The organism is Soonwooa buanensis, assembly GCF_900167905.1.
Classification (GTDB): Bacteria; Bacteroidota; Bacteroidia; order Flavobacteriales; family Weeksellaceae; genus Soonwooa; species Soonwooa buanensis.
In genome coordinates, this window is sequence record NZ_FUYZ01000002.1 from 328,109 (window position 1) to 348,168 (window position 20,060).

The 20,060-nt window shown below is 35.0% G+C and carries 20 protein-coding genes; 14 read left to right on the forward strand and 6 right to left on the reverse strand.

What is annotated here, in order from left to right; translation table 11 throughout:
* Positions 1-48: 48 nt before the first annotated feature.
* From B5X62_RS04665 to B5X62_RS04695, 7 genes are all read left to right on the forward strand, one after another.
* Complete coding sequence (locus tag B5X62_RS04665; RefSeq protein ID WP_079666234.1) at positions 49-1,746, forward strand: DEAD/DEAH box helicase; 1,698 nt, start codon at positions 49-51, stop codon at positions 1,744-1,746.
* A 140-nt stretch (positions 1,747-1,886) separates the two neighbouring features.
* A complete protein-coding gene (locus B5X62_RS04670) occupies positions 1,887-2,525 on the forward strand; it encodes a DUF47 domain-containing protein (protein ID WP_079666235.1) in 639 nt (212 codons plus the stop codon).
* Between the two features lie 28 nt (positions 2,526-2,553).
* Complete coding sequence (locus B5X62_RS04675) at positions 2,554-3,690, forward strand: inorganic phosphate transporter (protein ID WP_079666236.1); 1,137 nt, start codon at positions 2,554-2,556, stop codon at positions 3,688-3,690.
* Between the two features lie 140 nt (positions 3,691-3,830).
* Positions 3,831-4,802 carry a polyprenyl synthetase family protein gene (locus tag B5X62_RS04680; protein ID WP_079666237.1) on the forward strand — a complete coding sequence of 324 codons (972 nt, stop codon included), beginning with the start codon at positions 3,831-3,833 and terminating at the stop codon, positions 4,800-4,802.
* 3 nt (positions 4,803-4,805) lie between these two features.
* A complete protein-coding gene (locus B5X62_RS04685; RefSeq protein WP_079666238.1) occupies positions 4,806-5,771 on the forward strand; it encodes a GSCFA domain-containing protein in 966 nt (321 codons plus the stop codon).
* A 348-nt stretch (positions 5,772-6,119) separates the two neighbouring features.
* A complete protein-coding gene (locus B5X62_RS04690) occupies positions 6,120-6,887 on the forward strand; it encodes a TatD family hydrolase (protein WP_079666239.1) in 768 nt (255 codons plus the stop codon).
* A gap of 2 nt (positions 6,888-6,889) precedes the next feature.
* Positions 6,890-8,029 (forward strand): 1-acyl-sn-glycerol-3-phosphate acyltransferase, encoded by a 1,140-nt coding sequence (locus B5X62_RS04695; RefSeq protein ID WP_079666240.1) that lies wholly within the window; start codon positions 6,890-6,892, stop codon positions 8,027-8,029.
* Between the two features lie 60 nt (positions 8,030-8,089).
* Here B5X62_RS04695 and B5X62_RS04700 read toward each other — a convergent pair whose 3' ends face one another.
* The 6 genes from B5X62_RS04700 to B5X62_RS04725 form a co-directional block, all read right to left on the reverse strand.
* Positions 8,090-9,358, reverse strand: a complete 1,269-nt coding sequence (locus tag B5X62_RS04700) for a DEAD/DEAH box helicase (RefSeq protein WP_079666241.1) — start codon at positions 9,356-9,358, stop codon at positions 8,090-8,092.
* 86 nt (positions 9,359-9,444) lie between these two features.
* Positions 9,445-9,933: a DUF6438 domain-containing protein gene (locus tag B5X62_RS04705; protein WP_079666375.1), complete on the reverse strand. Its 489-nt coding sequence runs from the start codon at positions 9,931-9,933 to the stop codon at positions 9,445-9,447.
* 43 nt (positions 9,934-9,976) lie between these two features.
* A complete protein-coding gene (locus tag B5X62_RS04710) occupies positions 9,977-10,585 on the reverse strand; it encodes a porin family protein (RefSeq protein ID WP_079666242.1) in 609 nt (202 codons plus the stop codon).
* A 20-nt stretch (positions 10,586-10,605) separates the two neighbouring features.
* Positions 10,606-11,589: a GTPase ObgE gene (gene obgE / locus B5X62_RS04715; protein WP_079666243.1), complete on the reverse strand. Its 984-nt coding sequence runs from the start codon at positions 11,587-11,589 to the stop codon at positions 10,606-10,608.
* 96 nt (positions 11,590-11,685) lie between these two features.
* Entirely contained in the window at positions 11,686-12,267 is a 582-nt protein-coding gene (locus B5X62_RS04720) for an adenylate kinase (RefSeq protein WP_079666244.1), read from the reverse strand.
* A gap of 47 nt (positions 12,268-12,314) precedes the next feature.
* A complete protein-coding gene (locus tag B5X62_RS04725; protein WP_079666245.1) occupies positions 12,315-12,869 on the reverse strand; it encodes a phosphoribosyltransferase in 555 nt (184 codons plus the stop codon).
* 135 nt (positions 12,870-13,004) lie between these two features.
* Between B5X62_RS04725 and B5X62_RS04730 the strand changes: the two genes are divergently transcribed.
* The 7 genes from B5X62_RS04730 (at position 13,005) to hisA (ending at position 20,060) form a co-directional block, all read left to right on the forward strand.
* A complete protein-coding gene (locus tag B5X62_RS04730; protein ID WP_159447627.1) occupies positions 13,005-13,898 on the forward strand; it encodes a T9SS type A sorting domain-containing protein in 894 nt (297 codons plus the stop codon).
* Positions 13,899-14,185: 287 nt separating this feature from the next.
* Positions 14,186-15,043: an ATP phosphoribosyltransferase gene (gene hisG / locus B5X62_RS04735; RefSeq protein ID WP_079666247.1), complete on the forward strand. Its 858-nt coding sequence runs from the start codon at positions 14,186-14,188 to the stop codon at positions 15,041-15,043.
* Between the two features lie 10 nt (positions 15,044-15,053).
* On the forward strand, positions 15,054-16,346 hold the full coding sequence (gene hisD, locus B5X62_RS04740; protein WP_079666248.1) for a histidinol dehydrogenase: 1,293 nt from the start codon (positions 15,054-15,056) through the stop codon (positions 16,344-16,346).
* Positions 16,347-16,356: 10 nt separating this feature from the next.
* Complete coding sequence (gene hisC / locus B5X62_RS04745; RefSeq protein ID WP_079666249.1) at positions 16,357-17,373, forward strand: histidinol-phosphate transaminase; 1,017 nt, start codon at positions 16,357-16,359, stop codon at positions 17,371-17,373.
* A 68-nt stretch (positions 17,374-17,441) separates the two neighbouring features.
* Complete coding sequence (hisB, locus tag B5X62_RS04750) at positions 17,442-18,575, forward strand: bifunctional histidinol-phosphatase/imidazoleglycerol-phosphate dehydratase HisB (RefSeq protein ID WP_079666250.1); 1,134 nt, start codon at positions 17,442-17,444, stop codon at positions 18,573-18,575.
* Between the two features lie 76 nt (positions 18,576-18,651).
* Positions 18,652-19,251 carry an imidazole glycerol phosphate synthase subunit HisH gene (gene hisH, locus B5X62_RS04755; RefSeq protein ID WP_079666251.1) on the forward strand — a complete coding sequence of 200 codons (600 nt, stop codon included), beginning with the start codon at positions 18,652-18,654 and terminating at the stop codon, positions 19,249-19,251.
* A 95-nt stretch (positions 19,252-19,346) separates the two neighbouring features.
* Positions 19,347-20,060 carry a 1-(5-phosphoribosyl)-5-[(5-phosphoribosylamino)methylideneamino]imidazole-4-carboxamide isomerase gene (gene hisA / locus B5X62_RS04760; RefSeq protein WP_079666252.1) on the forward strand — a complete coding sequence of 238 codons (714 nt, stop codon included), beginning with the start codon at positions 19,347-19,349 and terminating at the stop codon, positions 20,058-20,060.

A 20,060-nucleotide genomic window follows, 5' to 3' on the forward strand; every position in this document is an offset into this window, starting at 1 on the left:
AATTGTCAAAAATAAAATCGTATCTTTGCAAAAATTTTATACAACTTAATGAAGTTATTTTCCGAGTCCAGTTTAAGTCCTGATATCTTGAAGGCAATTGGCGAGATGGGTTATGAAAGCCCTACAGAAATCCAAAAACAGACTATCCCTTTTATCTTATCAGATATACGCGATCTAATCGCACTTGCGCAGACAGGGACAGGCAAAACAGCAGCGTTTTCGCTTCCGATTTTGGATATGATTGACGAAACGAGTCGCAAAATCCAATTTTTGGTGCTTTGTCCGACGCGAGAATTATGTCTTCAAATTACGAAAGACATAAAAAACTACACCAAGTATTTACCAAACATCAAAACGACTGCGGTATACGGTGGTAGTAGTATTATGGAACAAATCCGTTCATTAAGAGATAAACCACAAATTATTGTTGGTACTCCAGGACGTGTTATTGATCTTATTAACAGAAAAGCTTTAGACTTTTCTAGCATCCATTGGTTGGTGTTGGATGAGGCTGACGAAATGTTGTCTATGGGTTTCAAAGATGATTTGGAAACAATTATCAGCGAAACGCCAGAAACAAAACAAACTTTCTTGTTCTCTGCTACGATGAACAAAGAGGTTGAAAGAATTTCTAAAAACTATTTAACCAATCCTCATCGTATTTCGGTGGGGTCGATTAACGAGGTTAAAAAGAACATCAAACACGAATATTTCGTAGTTGGTTACCGTCAAAAGAAAGAAGCGCTAAAGCGTATGATTGATGCTAACCCTAACCAATATTCGATTATTTTCTGTCGTACAAGAATGGAAACTCAGGAGGTTGCAGACTTCTTGATGCAAAATGGTTACGCAGCAGATGCTCTTCATGGTGACTTATCACAAGCGCAACGTGACACAGTTATGAAGAAATTCCGTTTAAAAAATATCGATATTCTTGTAGCGACGGATGTTGCAGCAAGAGGTTTGGATGTTGATTCATTAACGCACGTTATCCATTTCTCATTACCAGATGATCCAGAAGTTTTTGTACACAGAAGTGGTCGTACAGGACGTGCTGGTAAAGACGGTATTTCTTTAGCTTTGATTAAACCTGAAGAAAGTAGAAAACTTAAGCAAATAAAAGCATCTACAAAAATCGAAATTAACGAAGGTAAAATCCCAACTGGTGACGATATTATGAAAGCGCAAGTTAACGGTGTTTTCGAAAAATTGTTAAATGAAGGTGCAGCAGAAGATGTTTTTGCGTTTGATGATGCATTGATTCCAGATTTGTCTCAATTCTCAAAAGAAGAGTTGGTGCACAAGTTACTTCAATTCCAATTGAAAGAATTAGGAACTTACTACAAAGACAGAAACGACTTGGTAGAAGCTAGATTCAATGGAGGTGATGACAGAGGAAGTCGTCGCGAAAGAGGTAGAGAGCGCGAAAGAAGAGGCGAACCTCGTGAGAGAAGAGAAGGCGGACGTGACGGTGGTAGAGATCGTAAACCTAGACGTAACTCTGAAAACATGGTAAGATTTTTCTTTAATCTTGGTAAAAGAGATCAATTGAAAAAAATGGACATGTTAGAAATCCTTAACAAAGCAACTTCGAAATCTAAAAAACGTGCCGACATCGGTGATATCGAGATTCTTGAGAAGTTTTCGTTCTTCGAAATCGAGAAATCTTTCAAAGATGAAGTGCTTAGAGGTCTTGAAACTCAGAAATTTAAAGGAAAAGATATGCGTGCGGAAGTCGCTAACTAATCCTGAAATTATAGCTTAATATTAACCTACATCAGTCGATGTAGGTTTTTTATTGTTAATGATTTATTAACATTGGCTTATTATTGAGGTTAAGCTAGTTTTCGATATTTGTGGATTCAAAAATTGTAAATAAATATAAAATGGGAATTGGTAATATTTTCAGAGCATTCCAGCCAAAAGACAAGATTTTCTTTGATCTTTTCGAAAGAATTGCAGACACATTAATCGATATGTCGAAAACTTTTCACGAAGGATTGCTAGAGTTTGATGTTAATGATGAGTCTATGCTTAACCAAATGAGCGATTATGAGCACAAAATGGATGACTTGACGCATGAGGTTTTTGTACAATTAGGAGAAAATTTTATTACACCATTTGACAGAGAAGATATCAGCCAATTAGCTGCTGGTCTTGATGATATTGCAGATTATATTTACGCTTCTGCAAAATACATCTACCTTTACAAAACACCAGAAAACAAAGTATATTCTGAGTTTTCATTGTTAATTTATAAATCTTGTGTAGAGCTTAAAAAAGCTATCGAAAATCTTAAAGATTTCAAAAATCCTAACGAGGTTAAAGAATCTTGTATCAAGATTAACTCTTACGAGAACATCGCGGATGATGTATTAAGCCAAGCAACAGTTAAGTTATTCGAAACTAACGACGCGATCCTTATCATCAAACAAAAATCGATTCTTGATTATCTAGAAGTAGTAACTGACAAGGCAGAAGATGTTGCTAACATCATGGAAAGTATTGTTATTAAATACGCTTAAGTCTGTTCAACTATCAAAATAAAAAAGAATGGATTTTCCAATTTTACTAATTGTTATTATTGCACTAGCATTAATATTTGACTATATCAACGGTTTTCACGATGCAGCTAACTCGATTGCAACCATCGTTTCAACCAAAGTTTTAACACCGTTCCAAGCAGTTTTATGGGCTGCCGTTTGGAACTTTGCAGCCTTCTTTATTGCTGCTTACATCATTGGCGAATTCAAGATTGGTAACACGATTGCGAAAACTGTCAACGAAAACTATATTAATCTCGAAGTGATATTTGCAGGTCTTATCGCTGCAATTGCTTGGAATCTTTTAACATGGTGGTTTGGTATTCCGTCATCATCGTCACATACTTTGATTGGTGGATTTATCGGAGCTGCGTTGATGCATGCTTTGTATTTGGATTATCATGCTATAAGTGTAGCGCATCCAGATCTTGGGTTTTTCCAAACTTTGGGACAGGCTTTCAAGCAACTCTTTACACAAGATGTTGTTAAATTTAAAGTCGTTATTCCTATTTTCTTATTCATATTCATGGCGCCGTTAATCGGTATGATTATTTCGATTATTATCACGTTGATTATTATTCAACTTTATAAAAGATCAAATCCTCATAAAGCCGAAAGACAGTTTAAGAAAATGCAGTTGGTTTCTTCAGCTTTATTCAGTCTTGGTCACGGTCTTAATGATGCTCAAAAAGTAATGGGTATTATTGGAGCAGCGGTTATCTATTACCACGTTAATATGTTGCAAGATCAATATGCATTAATGGATGCTGGCGAAAGATTTAACTTCTTTACAGAACATTATATTTGGGTGCCTTTGGTATCTTTCTTAGCAATCGCATTGGGAACGATGAGTGGTGGCTGGAAGATTATCAAGACAATGGGTACACGTATTACAAAGGTAACGCCTTTAGAAGGTGTATCTGCTGAGACTGCTGGTGCGATTACGTTGTTCATTACAGATCACTTTGGTATTCCGGTATCAACAACGCATACTGTTACAGGATCTATCATCGGTGTAGGTTTAACAAAACGTATCTCTGCAGTTAGATGGGGTGTTACTGTAAGTTTACTTTGGGCTTGGATTCTTACAATCCCGATTAGTGCGCTTGTTGCAGGGATTACATATCTTATTGTTATCGCATTTTAAGTTTTTTTAAACTTTAAATTAAAATACAAACTTTGTCTTCTCTTGAGGGCAAAGTTTTTTGTTTTTGAGCGTTTTCATAATGCTTTTGATTGACTTAAACCGTTTTAAAATTGTATTTTTGTGTCAAATTAAATACGACTATGAGTTTTTTAGATAAATACCAAAATATCGTTTCTGAAGCCGTTGAAAAGCATGTGTTCTTGGATAAACCAGAAGAACTTTATGCCCCAATGAATTACATTATGTCACACGGTGGCAAGCGTATGAGACCTATTATGGTTCTTATGGCGTGTGATCTTTTTGGTGGTAAGTTAGAAGACGCGATTAAGCCAGCTTTGGCGATTGAGTATTTTCATAACTTCACGTTGATACATGACGACATTATGGACGAGGCACCACTTCGTCGTAATAAGGCGACAATACATACGCTTTATGGTCTTAATATCGGAATTTTGTCAGGCGATAATTTGTTGTTTAAAGCTTATCAATATTTTTTAGATTTAGAACCTGTTTTATTTAAAAAATGTTTAAAAATATTTACAGATACTGGAATTGTCGTTTGCGAAGGGCAACAATATGATGTTAATTTTGAAAGTATGAACGATGTTAGTCATGACGATTACATCAAGATGATTACTTACAAAACAGGCTCCCTTAGTGCTGCCTCGTTGCAGATTGGTGCACTTATCGCTGGTGCGAGTGATGAAGATGCGGAGTCTATTTACAACTTCGGAAAACATTTAGGCATCGCTTTCCAGATTATGGATGATTATCTAGATGTGTATGGTGACCAAGCTGCAGTTGGTAAAAAACATGCTGGTGACATCTACGAAAACAAAAAAACAATTCTTTATCTAACGGCTTTACAAAATGCAAATGAAGAAGAGCGTAAAGAATTAGATTATTGGTACACCAAAAAAACTGATAATGTTGACAAAATCTACGGTGTCGAAAAGATTTTCCGTATGACAAAGGTTGAGGAGAAAGTACTTCGTTTGGTGCATCAACACAGCGAAATCGCTTTAGAATATTTAAATAAAATCGATGTTCCTGCGGAAAATAAAAAACCGCTTTTGGAACTTGCAGAATATCTATTAAAAAGAGAAAAGTAAATCATGATTTTCAGAACAGAAGTTGACATTAATGCCGTTGAAGAAAAAATCCAAATCGAAGATTCTATATTTTCGATAGGTTCATGTTTCGCCTCCGAGATTAGTTCCAAATTAGCGGATGGACAGCTCAAAACTTTTCACAATCCGTTTGGGACTTTGTTCAATCCGTTTGCGATTAATAAAGCATTTCAAAAGATTTATGCAGGGAAAGATTACACCGAGGCGGATCTTATTTTAGCCAATGATTTGTTCATGAGTCTCGATCATCATTCGTCGTTTGACTCGCGTTATGCGCACAAAACTTTGGAGCAAATCAACTCAAAACTTCAATCTGCCAACGATTTTTTGCAAACTTCAAAATGGGTGATTGTCACTTACGGAAGCGCATTTATTTATGAATTTTTACCGAAGAATAAAATCGCTGCCAATTGTCACAAGATTCCGCAAAAATTCTTTAATAAAAGATTGCTTTCCAATGATGAGCTTCGTCAAAATATTGCAGAAAGCATCGAGTGTGTCAAAGACATTTGTCCTGACGATGTGCAGATTTTGTTCAGCTTGTCACCTGTTCGTCACACCAAAGATGGCATGACCGAAAATAGCCTTAGCAAAGCGAAATTATTGACTGCAATCCACGATGTAATCCCGAATTATAGCAACTGTCATTATCTTCCGATTTATGAAATTTTGATGGACGATTTACGCGATTATCGCTTTTACAAAGACGATATGTTGCATCCTAATTCGCAAGCGGTTCAATATGTTTGGGAGAAATTTGGAAACGCATTTTTCGATGACGAAACCAAAATTTTCATTAACGAAAACAGTAAAATCCAATCTGCGCTTCAACATAAATCTTCTGATGAAGAAGGTCCAAAACATCAAAAGTTTTTAGAAAGTTTAAAACAGAAAATCAATACGCAACGTCAAAAAGTTAAACATCCGATTTTCTCAGATTTAGATTTTTAGGGCAGCTATTTCCGCCTGAGCCTGTACTGAGCTTGTCGAAGTGCTCCCGCTATTTTTTTGCCTTGGCTTTTTCCATTCAAAAAAATGAGCTCCGCTTAGGTCGGGCTGCGGATTACGGATAATTAGAGAGTTTGGATTCAAGAGTTAATATTCACGAAATAATATTCACGATTTAGGAATTACGACTTAGGAATTACGATTTAGGAATTACGATTTAGGAATTACGATTTAGGAATTACGATTTACGAATTAAGATTTTTAAATACACAAAAATCCAACAACCAACAACTGACAACCAACAACTAAAAACCAAAAACTAAAAACCGCGAACCAACAACCAACCAAAAAATGATTGATACACATACGCATTTATATTCAGAACAATTCGATGAGGATCGAGCAGAGATGATTCAGCGGGCTTTAGATAAAGGCGTGGAAAAGTTTATGTTACCCGCTATCGATTCCGAAACGCATGAAAAAATGCTCAGTTTAGAAGCCGATTATCCCAACCAAATGTTTGCGATGATGGGACTTCATCCTTGTTCGGTACAACCAGAATCTTGGGAAAAAGAACTCGACCTTGTAAAAAACTATATCGGCCAAAGAGATTTTGTTGCCATCGGAGAAATCGGAATCGATCTTTATTGGGACAAGTCAACTTTGGACATTCAAGTAAAAGCTTTTGAACAACAAATAGATTGGGCGATAGAAAAAGATTGGCCAATTGTTATCCATACTCGTGAAAGTTTTGACGAAACTTTCGAAGTTCTAGACCGTAAAAAACATCCAAAACTTCGTGGTATTTTCCATTGTTTTTCAGGTGATTTGGAGCAAGCAAAACGTGCTATAGATTTAGGATTTATCCTTGGTATTGGAGGTGTTGTGACTTTTAAAAACGGTAAAATTGATCAATTTCTTAACGAAATTCCGTTGGATAAAATAGTTTTAGAAACAGATTCGCCTTATCTTGCGCCTGTTCCGCATCGTGGGAAGCGCAACGAAAGTTCTTATGTAGAATTGGTTGCTGGGAAGTTGGTAGACATTTATGGACTTTCGTTTGAAGAAATTAACCAAAAGACGACCGAGAACGCATTAAAAATATTTGGAATTAAATAATTATGGATTCTTGTTTAGATTCAATTCGATTTTATAATAAAGAAGAGGTACAACCAGCGTTGCAATCGATGGCAAAACATCCGATGATGTTGGCTTTGTTGCAGTTCACGTTTCCGAATAAATCGGAGGACGACATTGCAGAAATTTTAGTATCAATTGATAGTATCGAAGATTTTCAGGATAAAGTGATTAGCCATTGTATTCGCAATATTTTGAAGCAATCTTCGGAAGGTTTAACAGTTTCTGGTTTAGAAAATTTAGATAAAAATAAAACTTATCTTTTCATTTCGAATCACCGCGATATCGTTCTAGATACGAGTTTAATCAATTTAGCTTTACTCGAAAATGGCTTTCAATTAACGGCTTCTGCCATTGGTGATAACTTGGTGCAACGCGATATTTTTATGGTTTTAGCAAAGCTGAATCGTAACTTTTTGGTGAAACGTGATGTTTCGCCGCGCGAGTTATTAAAGAGTAGCCAGTTAATGTCCGATTATATCAAAGATTTAATCCTAAATCAGCATCAATCGGTTTGGATTGCGCAACGTGAAGGCCGTACCAAAGATGGCAACGATGTGACGCATCCAGGCGTGCTTAAGATGATTGCGATGACCAACGGAAAAGATGAAGTTTGCGATTATTTTAAAAGCTTAAACATTGTCCCAGTGAGCATTTCTTATGAATATGATCCAACGGATAAATTAAAAACTTACAAGGCAATTCAGGCGCAAAAATCAGAAGTTGTTGTTAAATCTAAAAACGAGGATTTCGAAAATGTAATGGCGGGTGTTTTAGGACAGAAAAAACGAATTCACATTCATTTTGGAGAAGTTCTTAACGATACTTTGGAAGTTATTAAAGCGAATGCCGAAAACAATAACCAGAAAATCCAAATGTTTTCAGAGTCGATTGATAAAGCCATTATCGGTAATTATCATTTGTTCCCGAATAATTTTATTGCTTTGGATATTTTGAAAGAAAGTAGTGATTTCGCAAAATATTATAATCAGGAAGAAAAGGATTTGTTTAACAGAAGAATGGCGTGGAGTATTGATACGAATGATATGGCGATTAAAACACATTTTTTAAGCCATTACGCCAATCCTGTGATCAACAAAATAAAACTTGGTTTCGAATTTTAAAATTTAAGTTTAAACCAAAAAATAAAACGTCATAAGTTAATTGCTTATGACGTTTTTTTGTTATCTGTTGCCTTGTCTAGAACTTTTTTTGTAATAATTCTTTTTCGCAGCTTTTTGTTTTTCTTGCGTGTTGGATGGTCGTGACGATCTTGCTGCAACGGGTTTGTTATTACTATCACGCTTTTGCTCAACCAAATTATCCGTGTGGTAAGGATGATCTTTTTCCACAGGAATTTTTTTACCGATTAATTTTTCGGTGTTTCGCAGGTTGACAAGATCCAATCCGTCAACAAAAGAGAAAGATGTACCTTCGTTACCTGCGCGTCCTGTACGACCAATTCTGTGTACATAAGTTTCGGAAACGTCGGACAATTCGAAGTTTAAAACATATTTTAGTTCGTCGATATCGATACCACGTGCTGCAATGTCTGTCGCTACAAGAACACGCGTTTTTTTCGATTTAAAATTGCTAAGCGCATTTTGTCTTTGATTTTGGGATTTGTTGCCATGGATGGCTTCTGCAGAGATTTTCGCTTTGTGAAGACTTCTTGCAATTTTGTCCGCCCCATGTTTTGTTCTCGAAAATACCAAAAGTTGATCGATTTTTTGATCCTTTAAAATATGAATTAAAAGATCTAATTTGTCGTTTTTCTCTACCAAAAATACACTCTGCTGAATCGTATCTGCGGTTGACGAAACTGGCGTTACTTCAACTTTTACAGGATTGTGAAGAATGCTGTTGGCAAGTGCGCTAATCTCTTTTGGCATCGTTGCTGAGAAGAAAAGTGTTTGTCTTTTTTGCGGGATAAGTTTGATAACTTTTTTAACATCGTGAACAAATCCCATGTCCAACATTCTGTCCGCTTCATCCAATACGAAAATCTCTAAATCTTTAAGACTGATGATTCTTTGATTGATGAAATCTAGCAATCGACCAGGCGTTGCGATAAGTACATCGACACCTTTTCTAAGGCTCGCTTCTTGAGCACCTTGCTTAACACCACCAAAAATTACTAAAGATTTTAAAGGTAAATCACTACCATAATCTTTGAAGTTTTCTTCAATTTGTATCGCTAATTCTCGCGTTGGTGTAAGGATTAGAGCTTTTATTTTTTTGTTGTTAGGCGAATACCTAGACATTAAATTTTGTAAAATCGGAATCGCAAAAGCTGCGGTTTTTCCTGTTCCCGTTTGGGCGCAACCCAAAAAGTCTTGTCCTTTAAGAATGGTCGGAATCGCTTTTTCCTGAATCGGCGTTGGCGTTTCGTATCCTATTTTTTGAACAGCTTTAATGATGGGTTCTATAAGGTTGAGGTCTGTGAAATTCAAATGAAAATATTTAATTTTAAAAAAAAGAAATTCCTTCGCGATGAAGGAATTTGATTGTGCAAAGTTAAGTTAAATAAAATAAAGACTTATTCTACTTTTTTCCAATCTTGATTTTTTCGAAGATCAGCTATAAATTTATAAACTTCGGCAAGTTCTTTAGTTCCATTTTTACCATAATCTTCGATGTTTTTTGATGAGCCATCTTTATAATTAAGTCGAAGAAAACTTGTTGGTAAATCCGAAATATTGTGATTTCCATACTTATCATTAAGGCTTTTTGCATTAAGATTATCAAGCATTATAACTAATTTTACGTAATCTTCAGCCTTGATAGTTGTTTTAAAAGTACCTTCTCTTGGTTTTGAAAAATCATCTTTAGAATGTCCTTCTCCAAAATTAAAACGTTCAGCTTCGAAAACGGCCGTTCTATCAGGATTAATTGTCATTTTAAAAACAGAACAAAAACCAAAGCAAGGCGTCGTCTCGTATTCTATTTTAGAATAATTTGATGTGCTTTTTTGTGTCTGACAAGACATTAAAACCACAAATGCGAACAAACTTAATAGATATTTCATAACTTTTATTTTGAAAGGAAGTTTCAATTTTCGTTCCAAAAAATTATTTAAATCGATAACCTAAACCAACTTGGAAAAAGCCAACTTTTGTTGATCCGCCTTCTTTATTAATTTTAAAAAAGTTGAAGTTATATCGAGCATCAAAAAATAAATTATTTGGTAATTTATATTCTGTTCCTAAAAATGGAAAGATATTTAAAGTGCTAATGTTGTCGATTTTTCCGTCTTGATAAAATCCTCCTTGGTGTAAATATTTAACATTCGGATTAAGATTAATACCAAAATTAAGTCCGGCAGAAATAGAGAAAGGTTCGGCTACATAATACTTCGCAGAAATCGGAATTTGTAATTGCGGTAAATGTATATTAGCAGTTTGAGTGCCCAAATTAATAATTTCGTTTCCGACCATTCCAGTTACGTCATAACTGAATTTTCCTCCAAGTTCTGTATACAAAAGTTCGCCTTGTACAGAAAATTTGTCGTTAATTTTGTGCTCGGCAACACCACCAACATAGAAGTAAGATTTGCTGTCGATATTCTCTTTAAGGAGACTAATTGTGGACAAATTGTAACCAGCTTTTACACCGAAAGTTGTTTGCGCATAAGATGTCGCTAAAAATCCTAAAGCAAGAATTGATAGTAATTTTTTCATAATTTATTGTGATGTGATTGTTATCCGTGTAGTTTTTTCCAGATAGCGTCTTTCAGCTCCATCAATCCTTCACCAGTAACACCAGAGAAGAAAATTGGTTTTTTGCCTTCTGGGAATTCTGCTGAGATTTCAGCTTTTAATTCGTCATCCAACAAATCCGCTTTAGAAACCGAAATGATATAATCTTTTTCTAAAAGTTCAGGATTATATTCTTTCAATTCGTTTTCTAAAATCTCAAATTCCTTATAATGATTTTCAGAATCTGCAGGAATTAAAAAGAGTAGGATAGAGTTACGCTCGATATGACGTAGGAAGCGGTGACCAAGACCTTTTCCTTCCGCCGCACCTTCGATAATACCCGGAATATCTGCCATTACAAAAGATTTGTAATTTCTGTAATCAACAATTCCTAAGTTAGGTGTAAGCGTTGTAAAAGCGTAGTTCGCAATTTTTGGTTTAGCAGCAGAAACTGAAGCTAGAAGTGTCGATTTACCAGCATTTGGAAAACCAACAAGACCAACATCCGCAAGGATTTTTAATTCGAAAACAACAAAACCTTCTTCACCTGGAAGTCCAGGTTGTGCGTATCTCGGCGTTTGGTTGGTAGATGATTTGAAATGTTCGTTACCAAGTCCACCTTTACCACCTTTCATGATGATGATTTCTTGGCCATCTTCTAGGATTTCGCCAAGTATTTCACCGTCTTCATTTTTTGCAATCGTACCGATTGGGACGTTGATGTAGATATCTTCGCCGGCTGCACCAGTTAACTGATTTTTAGCACCGTTTTCGCCACGACCAGCTTTCACGTGACGTGTGTAACGAAGCGGAAGAAGCGTCCATTCGTGACCGTTACCTCTCATGATGATATCGCCACCACGACCACCATCGCCACCGTCAGGACCACCTTTCGGGATGTATTTTTCGCGACGAAGATGCGCTGATCCAGCACCGCCGTGACCTGATGTACAATGAATTTTAACGTAATCTACAAAATTGGACATTTGTTTTCTTTTTTAATTATATATGATAAATTATGAGTTATAAATTTAGAAATAAGTACAAACCTAACTCATAATTTATAACTCATAACTCAAAAATTACTTTGTAATTTTTTCAACTTCAGCAAAAAGTTTTTCTGCGATTTCTGATATTTCTCCAATACCATTAACCTCTACATATTTGCCTTGTTGTTTGTATAGTTCTGCAACTTCTGCCGTTTTCGCATAATATTCTTTGATGCGGTTACGGATAATTTCTTCGTTGCTATCGTCAGTTCTTCCACTTGTTTCGCCTCTTTTCAAAAGACGTTGCACAAGCGTTTCGTCTTCTACAACTAGGGCAAGACAAATCGTGATGTCAGCATTTAGTTCTTCTTTTACAATTTGTTCTAAAGCTTCCGTTTGTTTTGCTGTTCTTGGGAAACCATCAAAAATGTAGCCAGCAGCGTCAGACGGTTTTCTTAGTTCGTCCACCAACATATCAATGGTCACTTGGTCTGGTACTAACTCGCCTTTGTCGATATAAGACTTTGCAAGTTTTCCTAGTTCTGTTTCATTTTTGATATTGAATCTGAAAAGGTCGCCAGTCGAAACTTGTTTTAGATTAAATTTTTCAATCAAATGTTGCGCTTGCGTTCCTTTTCCGCTTCCCGGAGGGCCGAATAATACTAAGTTAATCATTTCTTATTTAGATTTATTTGGAATACGATGCGAGACCGTATAGAAATTTAATGGTTGATACTTCCGTCTTCTAGTTGATAAAGATCCTTTAGGTTTCTTCCCAACTCATCATAATCCAATCCGTAGCCTAAAACAAATTTGTTTGGGATTTCTTTCCCAACATAATCGATCTTGAATTCTTTTTTGTAAACATCCGGTTTTAGTAACAATGATGCTACTTTGATAGACTTCGGACGTTGCGTTTCTTTAAAATATGTGAAAAGATTTTCGATCGTGTTACCTGTATCCACAATATCTTCCATCAAGATGATGTGGCGGTCTTTGATGTCTTTTGTTAGTTCCATTTCTTTGAAGACAATCCCCGAAGATTCTGTCCCAACATAAGAACTCATTTTGATAAAACCAAGTTCGCACTCGCCAGGATAAGCTTTGATAAAATCAGAGAAAAACTGAATAACACCGCTTAAAACCCCGATGAAAACTGGACGTTCATCTTTGTATTCTTCATAGACTTCTTTCGCCATTCTATCGACGATTGTAAGGATTTCTTCGTGCTTTAGATAAGGGACAAAGGATTTGTCGTGAACTTTTATACTTTCCATAATTTTTTAAGAAAGCACAAAATTAAGCATTTTAATTTATTATTAATAATTAGAAATATGACTTATGTAAGAATATTAAAATTTTTGAGTCTGTTTGAAAACTTTATTTATTTTTGCAGCCCTTTAACTATTAATATGAATAAAAAATTACTTATTTCTACACTTTCGATATTGTTGTTTAGCAATACACTTTCGGCACAAGAAACCAAAATTTCTTTTGAAACTTCGGAAGGCTTTAACCTAGGAAACTTCCATGGACAAAAAGGTTGGAGCAATTGGGGTTATGTTGATGAGACACATTCGCAAGTTGTTAATACGATTGCAACGGACGGCGTAAACTCGGTTTCTGTTATCGCGGATGAGGCTCAAGAAGAGAATTGGGGTGGCATTTTCCACGATGCGCCGGCTTATAGTAGAATGTCAATTTCGGCAGATATTTATCTGGATAATCTCAATTCTGCTGATTACGATATGTTGTCGCTATACAGTATGGATGTTGATGAATACGAGCGTCTTGGAGGATTTTATTATAGTTATGATGCGACTTTGGAAGTTGGTGACGACACGACAATTGTTACTAAAACTTGGCAAGCTAAAAAATGGTATAACCTAAAAGTAAATATCGATTTTACTACCAAAAAGATTGAGTATTATATTGACAATGTTAAGATTACAACATCGACTTTTAATTCTCAAATTAATTCGATTAAAGAGTTTGATTTTGAGTTCGATAACTATAAATCGGGTTTCAAAGTGGATAATGTAAAAATCCAAAATCTTGACAATCTGGCAACTTCGGAAATTGATAAAAATGTGATTCAAATTTATCCAAATCCAAGTTCTGATTTTATCAATTTTAAAGGCATAAAAGATGTAGAGCAAATTTCGATTTTCGATGGAAGCGGAACTTTAATTTATCAATCAAATTCTTTTGCGCCGATCGATGTCAAAACATGGAAATCTGGTTTGTATTTAATTAAGATTAAAACTAAAAATACAGAAGCTACAACTAAATTTATCAAACAATAAATTTCATTAGTAAATTTTAAATTTCAGAAATATTATCTTTTAAACTGAAAATTTTTAGAAAAATATTTTGTCGGTTAAAAATTATTTCTAAATTTGCTTCATCAAAATAACAGAAATGTATAACAATCAATTACATCATTATTATCATCATACTTGCACTCAGGCGAGCTGATAATGATATGTAGTTGACAAAAAATATCAAAATCCCGTTTGAGTAAATCGAACGGGATTTTTTATTTTTAATCGGCAGAATCCGCGATTTACTCAGGCTTTAATTCAAAAATAAAATGAGTAAACTAAAAATTGCCATTCAAAAAAGCGGACGACTTTACGAAGATTCCATCAAGCTTTTGCGCGACTGCGGCATTTCTTACAATGACGGAAAAGACCAACTGAAGGTTTCTGTAGACAATTTTCCGCTTGAGATTTTCTATCTGCGCAACTCCGATATTCCGCAATATCTCGAAGATGGCGTCGTAGATGTCGCGATTGTTGGCGAAAATCTTTTGATTGAAACTTCTAAGAAAATTGATGTTGTCGAATATCTAGGATTTTCGAAATGTCGTGTATCGATGGCAGTTCCCAAAGATATTGATACAGATGATTTGTCTTATTTTAATTCAAAGAAAATTGCTACATCTTACCCGAATACGCTTCGTCGCTTTCTGAACGAGAATAACATTAAAGCCGACATTCACGTTATTTCTGGTTCGGTGGAAATTGCTCCAAATATTGGTCTTGCGGACGGCATTTGTGATATTGTTAGTTCGGGCTCAACTTTGTTTAAAAATGGACTTCGCGAGACAAAAGTGATTCTAAAATCTGAAGCTGTTTTAGCAAAAAATCAAAATCTTTCAGAAGATAAAGAGGCGATTTTAGGGAAATTGTTATTCCGAATTCAAGCGGTTCTGAAAGCTAAAAATTCAAAATATATTTTGCTAAATGTCCCGAACTCTAAGATTGAATCGATTTCTAAAATCTTGCCCGTTCTTAAAAGTCCGACTGTTATTCCTTTAGCGGAAGAAGGTTGGAGCAGCATACATTCTGTTATTGACGACAATCGTTTTTGGGAAGTTATTGACGAGCTAAAACAGGCTGGTGCGCAGGATATTTTGATTATTCCAATTGATAAAATGGTGATTTAAATTTTTTATTATGATAATTACTAAATACCCACAAAAAAGCGATTGGAAAAATCTTGTGCAAAGACCAACGCTGGAAAAACAAAACTTAAAATCCTTAATTGCTGAAGTTTTTGACAATGTTTCTAAAAATGGAGATGAAGCTCTGAGATTTTATTCTAAAAAATTTGATAGCGCCGAAATTGCAGATTTTAGAGTTTCAAGAAATGAAATTGAAACAGTGAAAAGTTTAATTTCCAATGATTTGAAAAAAGCGATTCAACAAGCGAAATCCAATATCGAAATTTTTCATGCGTCACAAAAAGAACCCATTAATAAAATCGAAACAACTTCTGGTGTGACTTGTTGGCGAGAATCTCGTGGTATCGAGAAAGTCGGAATTTATATTCCTAGCGGGACGGCACCTTTGTTTTCGACGGTTCTTATGTTGGCGATTCCTGCGAAATTGGCTGGTTGCAAAGAGATTATTTTGTGCTCGCCGCCAAATGAGAAAGGTGAAATTAATCCTACGATTTTGTACGTGGCAGAACTTTGTGGTGTAACGGAAATTTTTAAAGTTGGTGGTTCGCAAGCGATTGCTGCAATGACTTTCGGGACGGAAACAATTTCTCAAGTTTATAAAATTTTTGGTCCAGGAAATCAATTTGTAACCACTGCGAAAGAGATGGCAACCGAATTTGGTGTTGCGATCGATATGCCTGCTGGTCCGAGCGAAGTTTTGGTAATCGCCGATGAGCAGGCGATTCCAGCATTTTGTGCAGCGGATTTGTTATCGCAAGCAGAACACGGAGCGGATAGCCAAGTTGTTTTTATTTCTGACAACCAAAAGTTTTTTGAAGAAACTTTAAACGAGTTAAAATCGCAATTGCAGAATTTACCTCGCAAAGATTTAGCAGAAAAAGCCATTGAAAATAGTCAATTTATTTTGGTCGAAAATTTATCCGAAGCTTTTGAAATCTCCAATCTTTATGCGCCAGAGCATTTGATTTTAGCGATTGAAAATTCAGAGGACTGGACTTCTAAAATTGCCAATGCTGGTTCGGTTTTTTTAGGAAATTATTCTTGCGAAAGTGCTGGCGATTACGCGTCGGGAACCAATCATACTTTGCCGACTAATTCGTTTTCGAGAAGTTATTCTGGGGTTTCTTTGGATTCTTTTTTAAAGAAAATTACTTTTCAAAATATTACAAAACAAGGTATCCAAAAGCTTGGAAAAACCATCGAAATCATGGCAGAAGCAGAAGGACTTTTTGCGCATAAAAATGCTGTGACACTTCGATTAAATCAAATTAATCAAAACAATTAAATCTTAAAAAATGGAAAATCCGATGCAAAAATTTGTTCGACCAAATATTCTTGCGCTTCAACCTTATATTAGTTTTAGAGATACTTTGTCAGACGGCGATTACACGCTTTTGGATGCTAACGAAAATCCGTTTGGGACTTTTAATCGTTATCCAGATTCGACTCAGAAAAAATTAAAGCAAAAACTTTCCGAAATCAAAAATGTACCAAGTTCACAAATTGCTCTAGGAAATGGAAGTGATGAGCTGATTGACCTTATTATTAAAATTTTTTGTGAGCCTAAAAAAGATGCAATTGTTGTGATGAATCCGTCTTTTGCGATGTATAGTTTCTATGCAACAATTAATGAAAACAAGATTGTCACACTTGATTTAGATTCTAATTTTCAATTGCAAAAAGATGAATTTTTAAATAAAACGAAAGATTCAAAAGCGAAAGTTTTGTTCTTGTGTTCGCCCAACAATCCAACAGGAAATTCAATTGACGATTTAGAATTTTATATTAAAAACTTTAATGGAATTGTCGTGGTTGATGAAGCTTATATTGAGTTTTCAAATCAAAAATCGATTGTAGAAAAATTAAATGAATTTGAAAACCTAATTGTTTTACAAACCCTTTCAAAAGCTCGTGCTTTAGCGGGTTTGCGTATTGGAATGGCATTGTCTTCGGAGTTTATTATTTCTTTAATTAACAAAACAAAAGCGCCTTACAATATTAGTGAAGTCAATATGAGAACTGCGCTTCAAGAATTGGAAAAAGTCGATGAATACGAAAAGCGTTTACAAGAAGTTTTGATTCAGAAAAATATTTTAAAACAAGCTTTTGAAAATTCTTCAAGTATTAAAAAAGTTTATAATTCTGAAGCTAATTTTTTCTTGGTGGAAGTTGACAATTGTGAAGCTTTTTACGAAGATTTAATTCAAGCAAAAATATTGTGTAGCAAACGTTTTCCTGCGATTCCAAATGCGTTAAGAATCAATGTTGGAAGTGCCGAAGAAAATCAAAAATTGATAAAAATTTTAAGTTAAGATTTTAGAAGTACGATTGACGATTTCTATCATTCGTAAATTAAAAATTGTAAATCATACATAAAAAAATGAAAAAAATATTGTTCATAGATCGAGACGGAACCTTGATTTTGGAACCCGAAGATTACCAAGTTGACAGTTTCGAAAAGTTAGAATTTTATCCTGAAGTTTTTACTTATTTGGGGAAAATAGCGAAAGAATTGGATTTCGAATTGGTGATGGTAACTAACCAAGATGGATTGGGAACCGAAGCGCATCCAGAGGAAAAATTTTGGCCGATCCAGAATTTCGTTATTAAAGCTTTTGAAAATGAATCTGTGAAATTCGATGCCATATATATTGATAAAACTTTTGCTCATGAAAATGCACCAACGCGAAAACCAGAAACAGGTTTGTTGACAAATTATATTAATAATCCAAATTATGATTTAACGAATTCTTTTGTGATTGGCGATCGAATTACTGATGTTAAATTGGCGCAGAATCTTGGTTCAAAAGCATTTTTTATTGCAAATGACGAAACTTTAGGCGCAAACGAAATCGAGCAAAATGAAAATCTTGACGAAGTTATTGTGTTAAAAACAACCTCTTGGCAAACGATTTATGAATTTTTGAAACTTAAAAATCGTTCGGCTTCCATCGAAAGAAATACCAACGAAACAAAAATAAAAATTGAGTTAAACCTCGATGGAACTGGCAAGTCTGAAATCTCAACTGGGTTTCCTTTTTTTGATCACATGCTTGATCAAATTGCGCGTCACGGCCAAATGGATTTGAAAATAAAAGTTGATGGCGACCTGCAAGTTGATGAGCATCACACGATTGAAGATACGGCGATTGCTTTGGGAGAAGTCTTTTCCAAGGCTTTGGGCGACAAGCTGGGAATCGAGCGTTACGGTTTTACGTTACCAATGGATGATTGTCTTGCGCAAGTTGCAATTGATTTTGGAGGTCGAAATTGGTTGGTTTGGGATGCGAATTTTAAACGTGAAATGATTGGACAAATGCCAACGGAAATGTTTTATCACTTTTTTAAATCCTTTACCGATGGCGCAAAAGCCAATCTTAATATCAAAGCGGAAGGCAGCAATGAACACCACAAAATAGAAGCGATTTTTAAAGCTTTTGCAAAAGCCATTAAAATGGCTGTAAAACGAGATTCAGAAAAAATGATTTTACCATCAACAAAAGGAATGCTATAAATTTTAGATTGTAGAATTACGATTGATGAATTAAGAAATCGTAGATAGTAAATCAAAAATCGCAAATTAAAAAATAATGATTGCAATAATAAAATACAACGCTGGGAATACGAAATCGGTTTTTAATGCGGTGACACGTTTGGGTTACGAAGCCGTTATCACCGATGATTTCGAGGTAATTAAAAGTGCTGAGAAAGTCATTTTTCCAGGTGTTGGTGAGGCGAGTTCAGCGATGAAGTATCTTAAAGAAAAAGGTTTAGATAAAATTATTAAAAACCTAAAACAACCGACTCTAGGAATTTGTCTTGGGCAACAATTGATGTGCGAATTTTCGGAAGAAGGGAATGTGGATTGTTTAGGAATTTTTCCGATTCAAGTTAAAAAGTTTCCTGCAAAAGATATTGTCCCACACATGGGTTGGAATACGATTTATGACTTTCAAAATGTCATTTATAATCTTCCTGCAAAATTATTTGATAAGGTTAATACGAATTCTGATGTCTATTATGTCCACGGTTACTATTGCGAATTGTCCAATTTCACGATAGCTAAGACGGATTATATTTTAGAATTTTCGGCGGCACTTAACAAAGATAATTTTTATGCAACGCAATTTCATCCTGAAAAATCAGCGGGTATCGGAGAACAAATTTTAAAGAACTTTCTAGAAATGTAATTGTTTATGAATTATGAATTATGAATTATGAATTATGAATTATGAATTATGAATTAGGTTTGATAATTATTAAATCGTAAAATAAAAATCAAAATATGAGAATTATCCCTGCAATAGATATCATCGACGGAAAATGTGTAAGACTTTCGCAAGGCGATTACAGCACAAAAAAAATATACAACGAAAATCCTTTAGAAGTTGCAAAAGAGTTTGAGGATTTCGGAATTGAATATTTGCACTTGGTAGATTTGGATGGTGCAAAATCCAAGCAAATTGTCAATTACAATATCTTGGAACAAATTACTTCTAAAACCAACCTTAAAGTTGATTTTGGAGGCGGCATAAAATCTGATGACGACGTTAGAATTGCTTTCGAATGTGGAGCTAATCAAATAACTGGAGGAAGTATTGCGGTTCAAAATCCGACTTTATTTGAAGAATGGATTCTTAAATATGGAAATGAAAAAATCATTTTGGGAGCTGATGCAAAAGACCGAAAAGTTGCGACGCATGGCTGGTTAGAGACTTCGGAACTAGATGTTGTCGAGTTTATTAAAAACTATAAACAAAAAGGAATTGAATATGTGATTTGTACAGACATTGCAAAAGATGGGATGTTACAAGGTGCTTCGAATGATTTGTATGCTGAGATTTTAGAAAATACTGAAGTCAAGCTAATTGCTTCTGGAGGCGTGTCTTCAATTGATGATTTAATAAAATTAAAGGAACTCGGTTGTGAAGGCGCAATCCTTGGGAAAGCAATTTATGAAGGAAGAATTTTATTAAAGGATTTGAAACAACTGTTTTAA

What these genes read in the sequence shown, in the direction of transcription:
- B5X62_RS04665 (WP_079666234.1), top strand. Translation starts at nt 49, where the DNA reads ATGAAGTTATTTTCCGAGTCCAGTTTAAGTCCTGATATCTTGAAGGCA.
- B5X62_RS04670 (WP_079666235.1), top strand. Translation starts at nt 1,887, where the DNA reads ATGGGAATTGGTAATATTTTCAGAGCATTCCAGCCAAAAGACAAGATT.
- B5X62_RS04675 (WP_079666236.1), top strand. Translation starts at nt 2,554, where the DNA reads ATGGATTTTCCAATTTTACTAATTGTTATTATTGCACTAGCATTAATA.
- B5X62_RS04680 (WP_079666237.1), top strand. Translation starts at nt 3,831, where the DNA reads ATGAGTTTTTTAGATAAATACCAAAATATCGTTTCTGAAGCCGTTGAA.
- B5X62_RS04685 (WP_079666238.1), top strand. Translation starts at nt 4,806, where the DNA reads ATGATTTTCAGAACAGAAGTTGACATTAATGCCGTTGAAGAAAAAATC.
- B5X62_RS04690 (WP_079666239.1), top strand. Translation starts at nt 6,120, where the DNA reads ATGATTGATACACATACGCATTTATATTCAGAACAATTCGATGAGGAT.
- B5X62_RS04695 (WP_079666240.1), top strand. Translation starts at nt 6,890, where the DNA reads ATGGATTCTTGTTTAGATTCAATTCGATTTTATAATAAAGAAGAGGTA.
- B5X62_RS04705 (WP_079666375.1), bottom strand. Translation starts at nt 9,933, where the DNA reads ATGAAATATCTATTAAGTTTGTTCGCATTTGTGGTTTTAATGTCTTGT.
- B5X62_RS04710 (WP_079666242.1), bottom strand. Translation starts at nt 10,585, where the DNA reads ATGAAAAAATTACTATCAATTCTTGCTTTAGGATTTTTAGCGACATCT.
- obgE (WP_079666243.1), bottom strand. Translation starts at nt 11,589, where the DNA reads ATGTCCAATTTTGTAGATTACGTTAAAATTCATTGTACATCAGGTCAC.
- B5X62_RS04720 (WP_079666244.1), bottom strand. Translation starts at nt 12,267, where the DNA reads ATGATTAACTTAGTATTATTCGGCCCTCCGGGAAGCGGAAAAGGAACG.
- B5X62_RS04725 (WP_079666245.1), bottom strand. Translation starts at nt 12,869, where the DNA reads ATGGAAAGTATAAAAGTTCACGACAAATCCTTTGTCCCTTATCTAAAG.
- B5X62_RS04730 (WP_159447627.1), top strand. Translation starts at nt 13,005, where the DNA reads ATGAATAAAAAATTACTTATTTCTACACTTTCGATATTGTTGTTTAGC.
- hisG (WP_079666247.1), top strand. Translation starts at nt 14,186, where the DNA reads ATGAGTAAACTAAAAATTGCCATTCAAAAAAGCGGACGACTTTACGAA.
- hisD (WP_079666248.1), top strand. Translation starts at nt 15,054, where the DNA reads ATGATAATTACTAAATACCCACAAAAAAGCGATTGGAAAAATCTTGTG.
- hisC (WP_079666249.1), top strand. Translation starts at nt 16,357, where the DNA reads ATGGAAAATCCGATGCAAAAATTTGTTCGACCAAATATTCTTGCGCTT.
- hisB (WP_079666250.1), top strand. Translation starts at nt 17,442, where the DNA reads ATGAAAAAAATATTGTTCATAGATCGAGACGGAACCTTGATTTTGGAA.
- hisH (WP_079666251.1), top strand. Translation starts at nt 18,652, where the DNA reads ATGATTGCAATAATAAAATACAACGCTGGGAATACGAAATCGGTTTTT.
- hisA (WP_079666252.1), top strand. Translation starts at nt 19,347, where the DNA reads ATGAGAATTATCCCTGCAATAGATATCATCGACGGAAAATGTGTAAGA.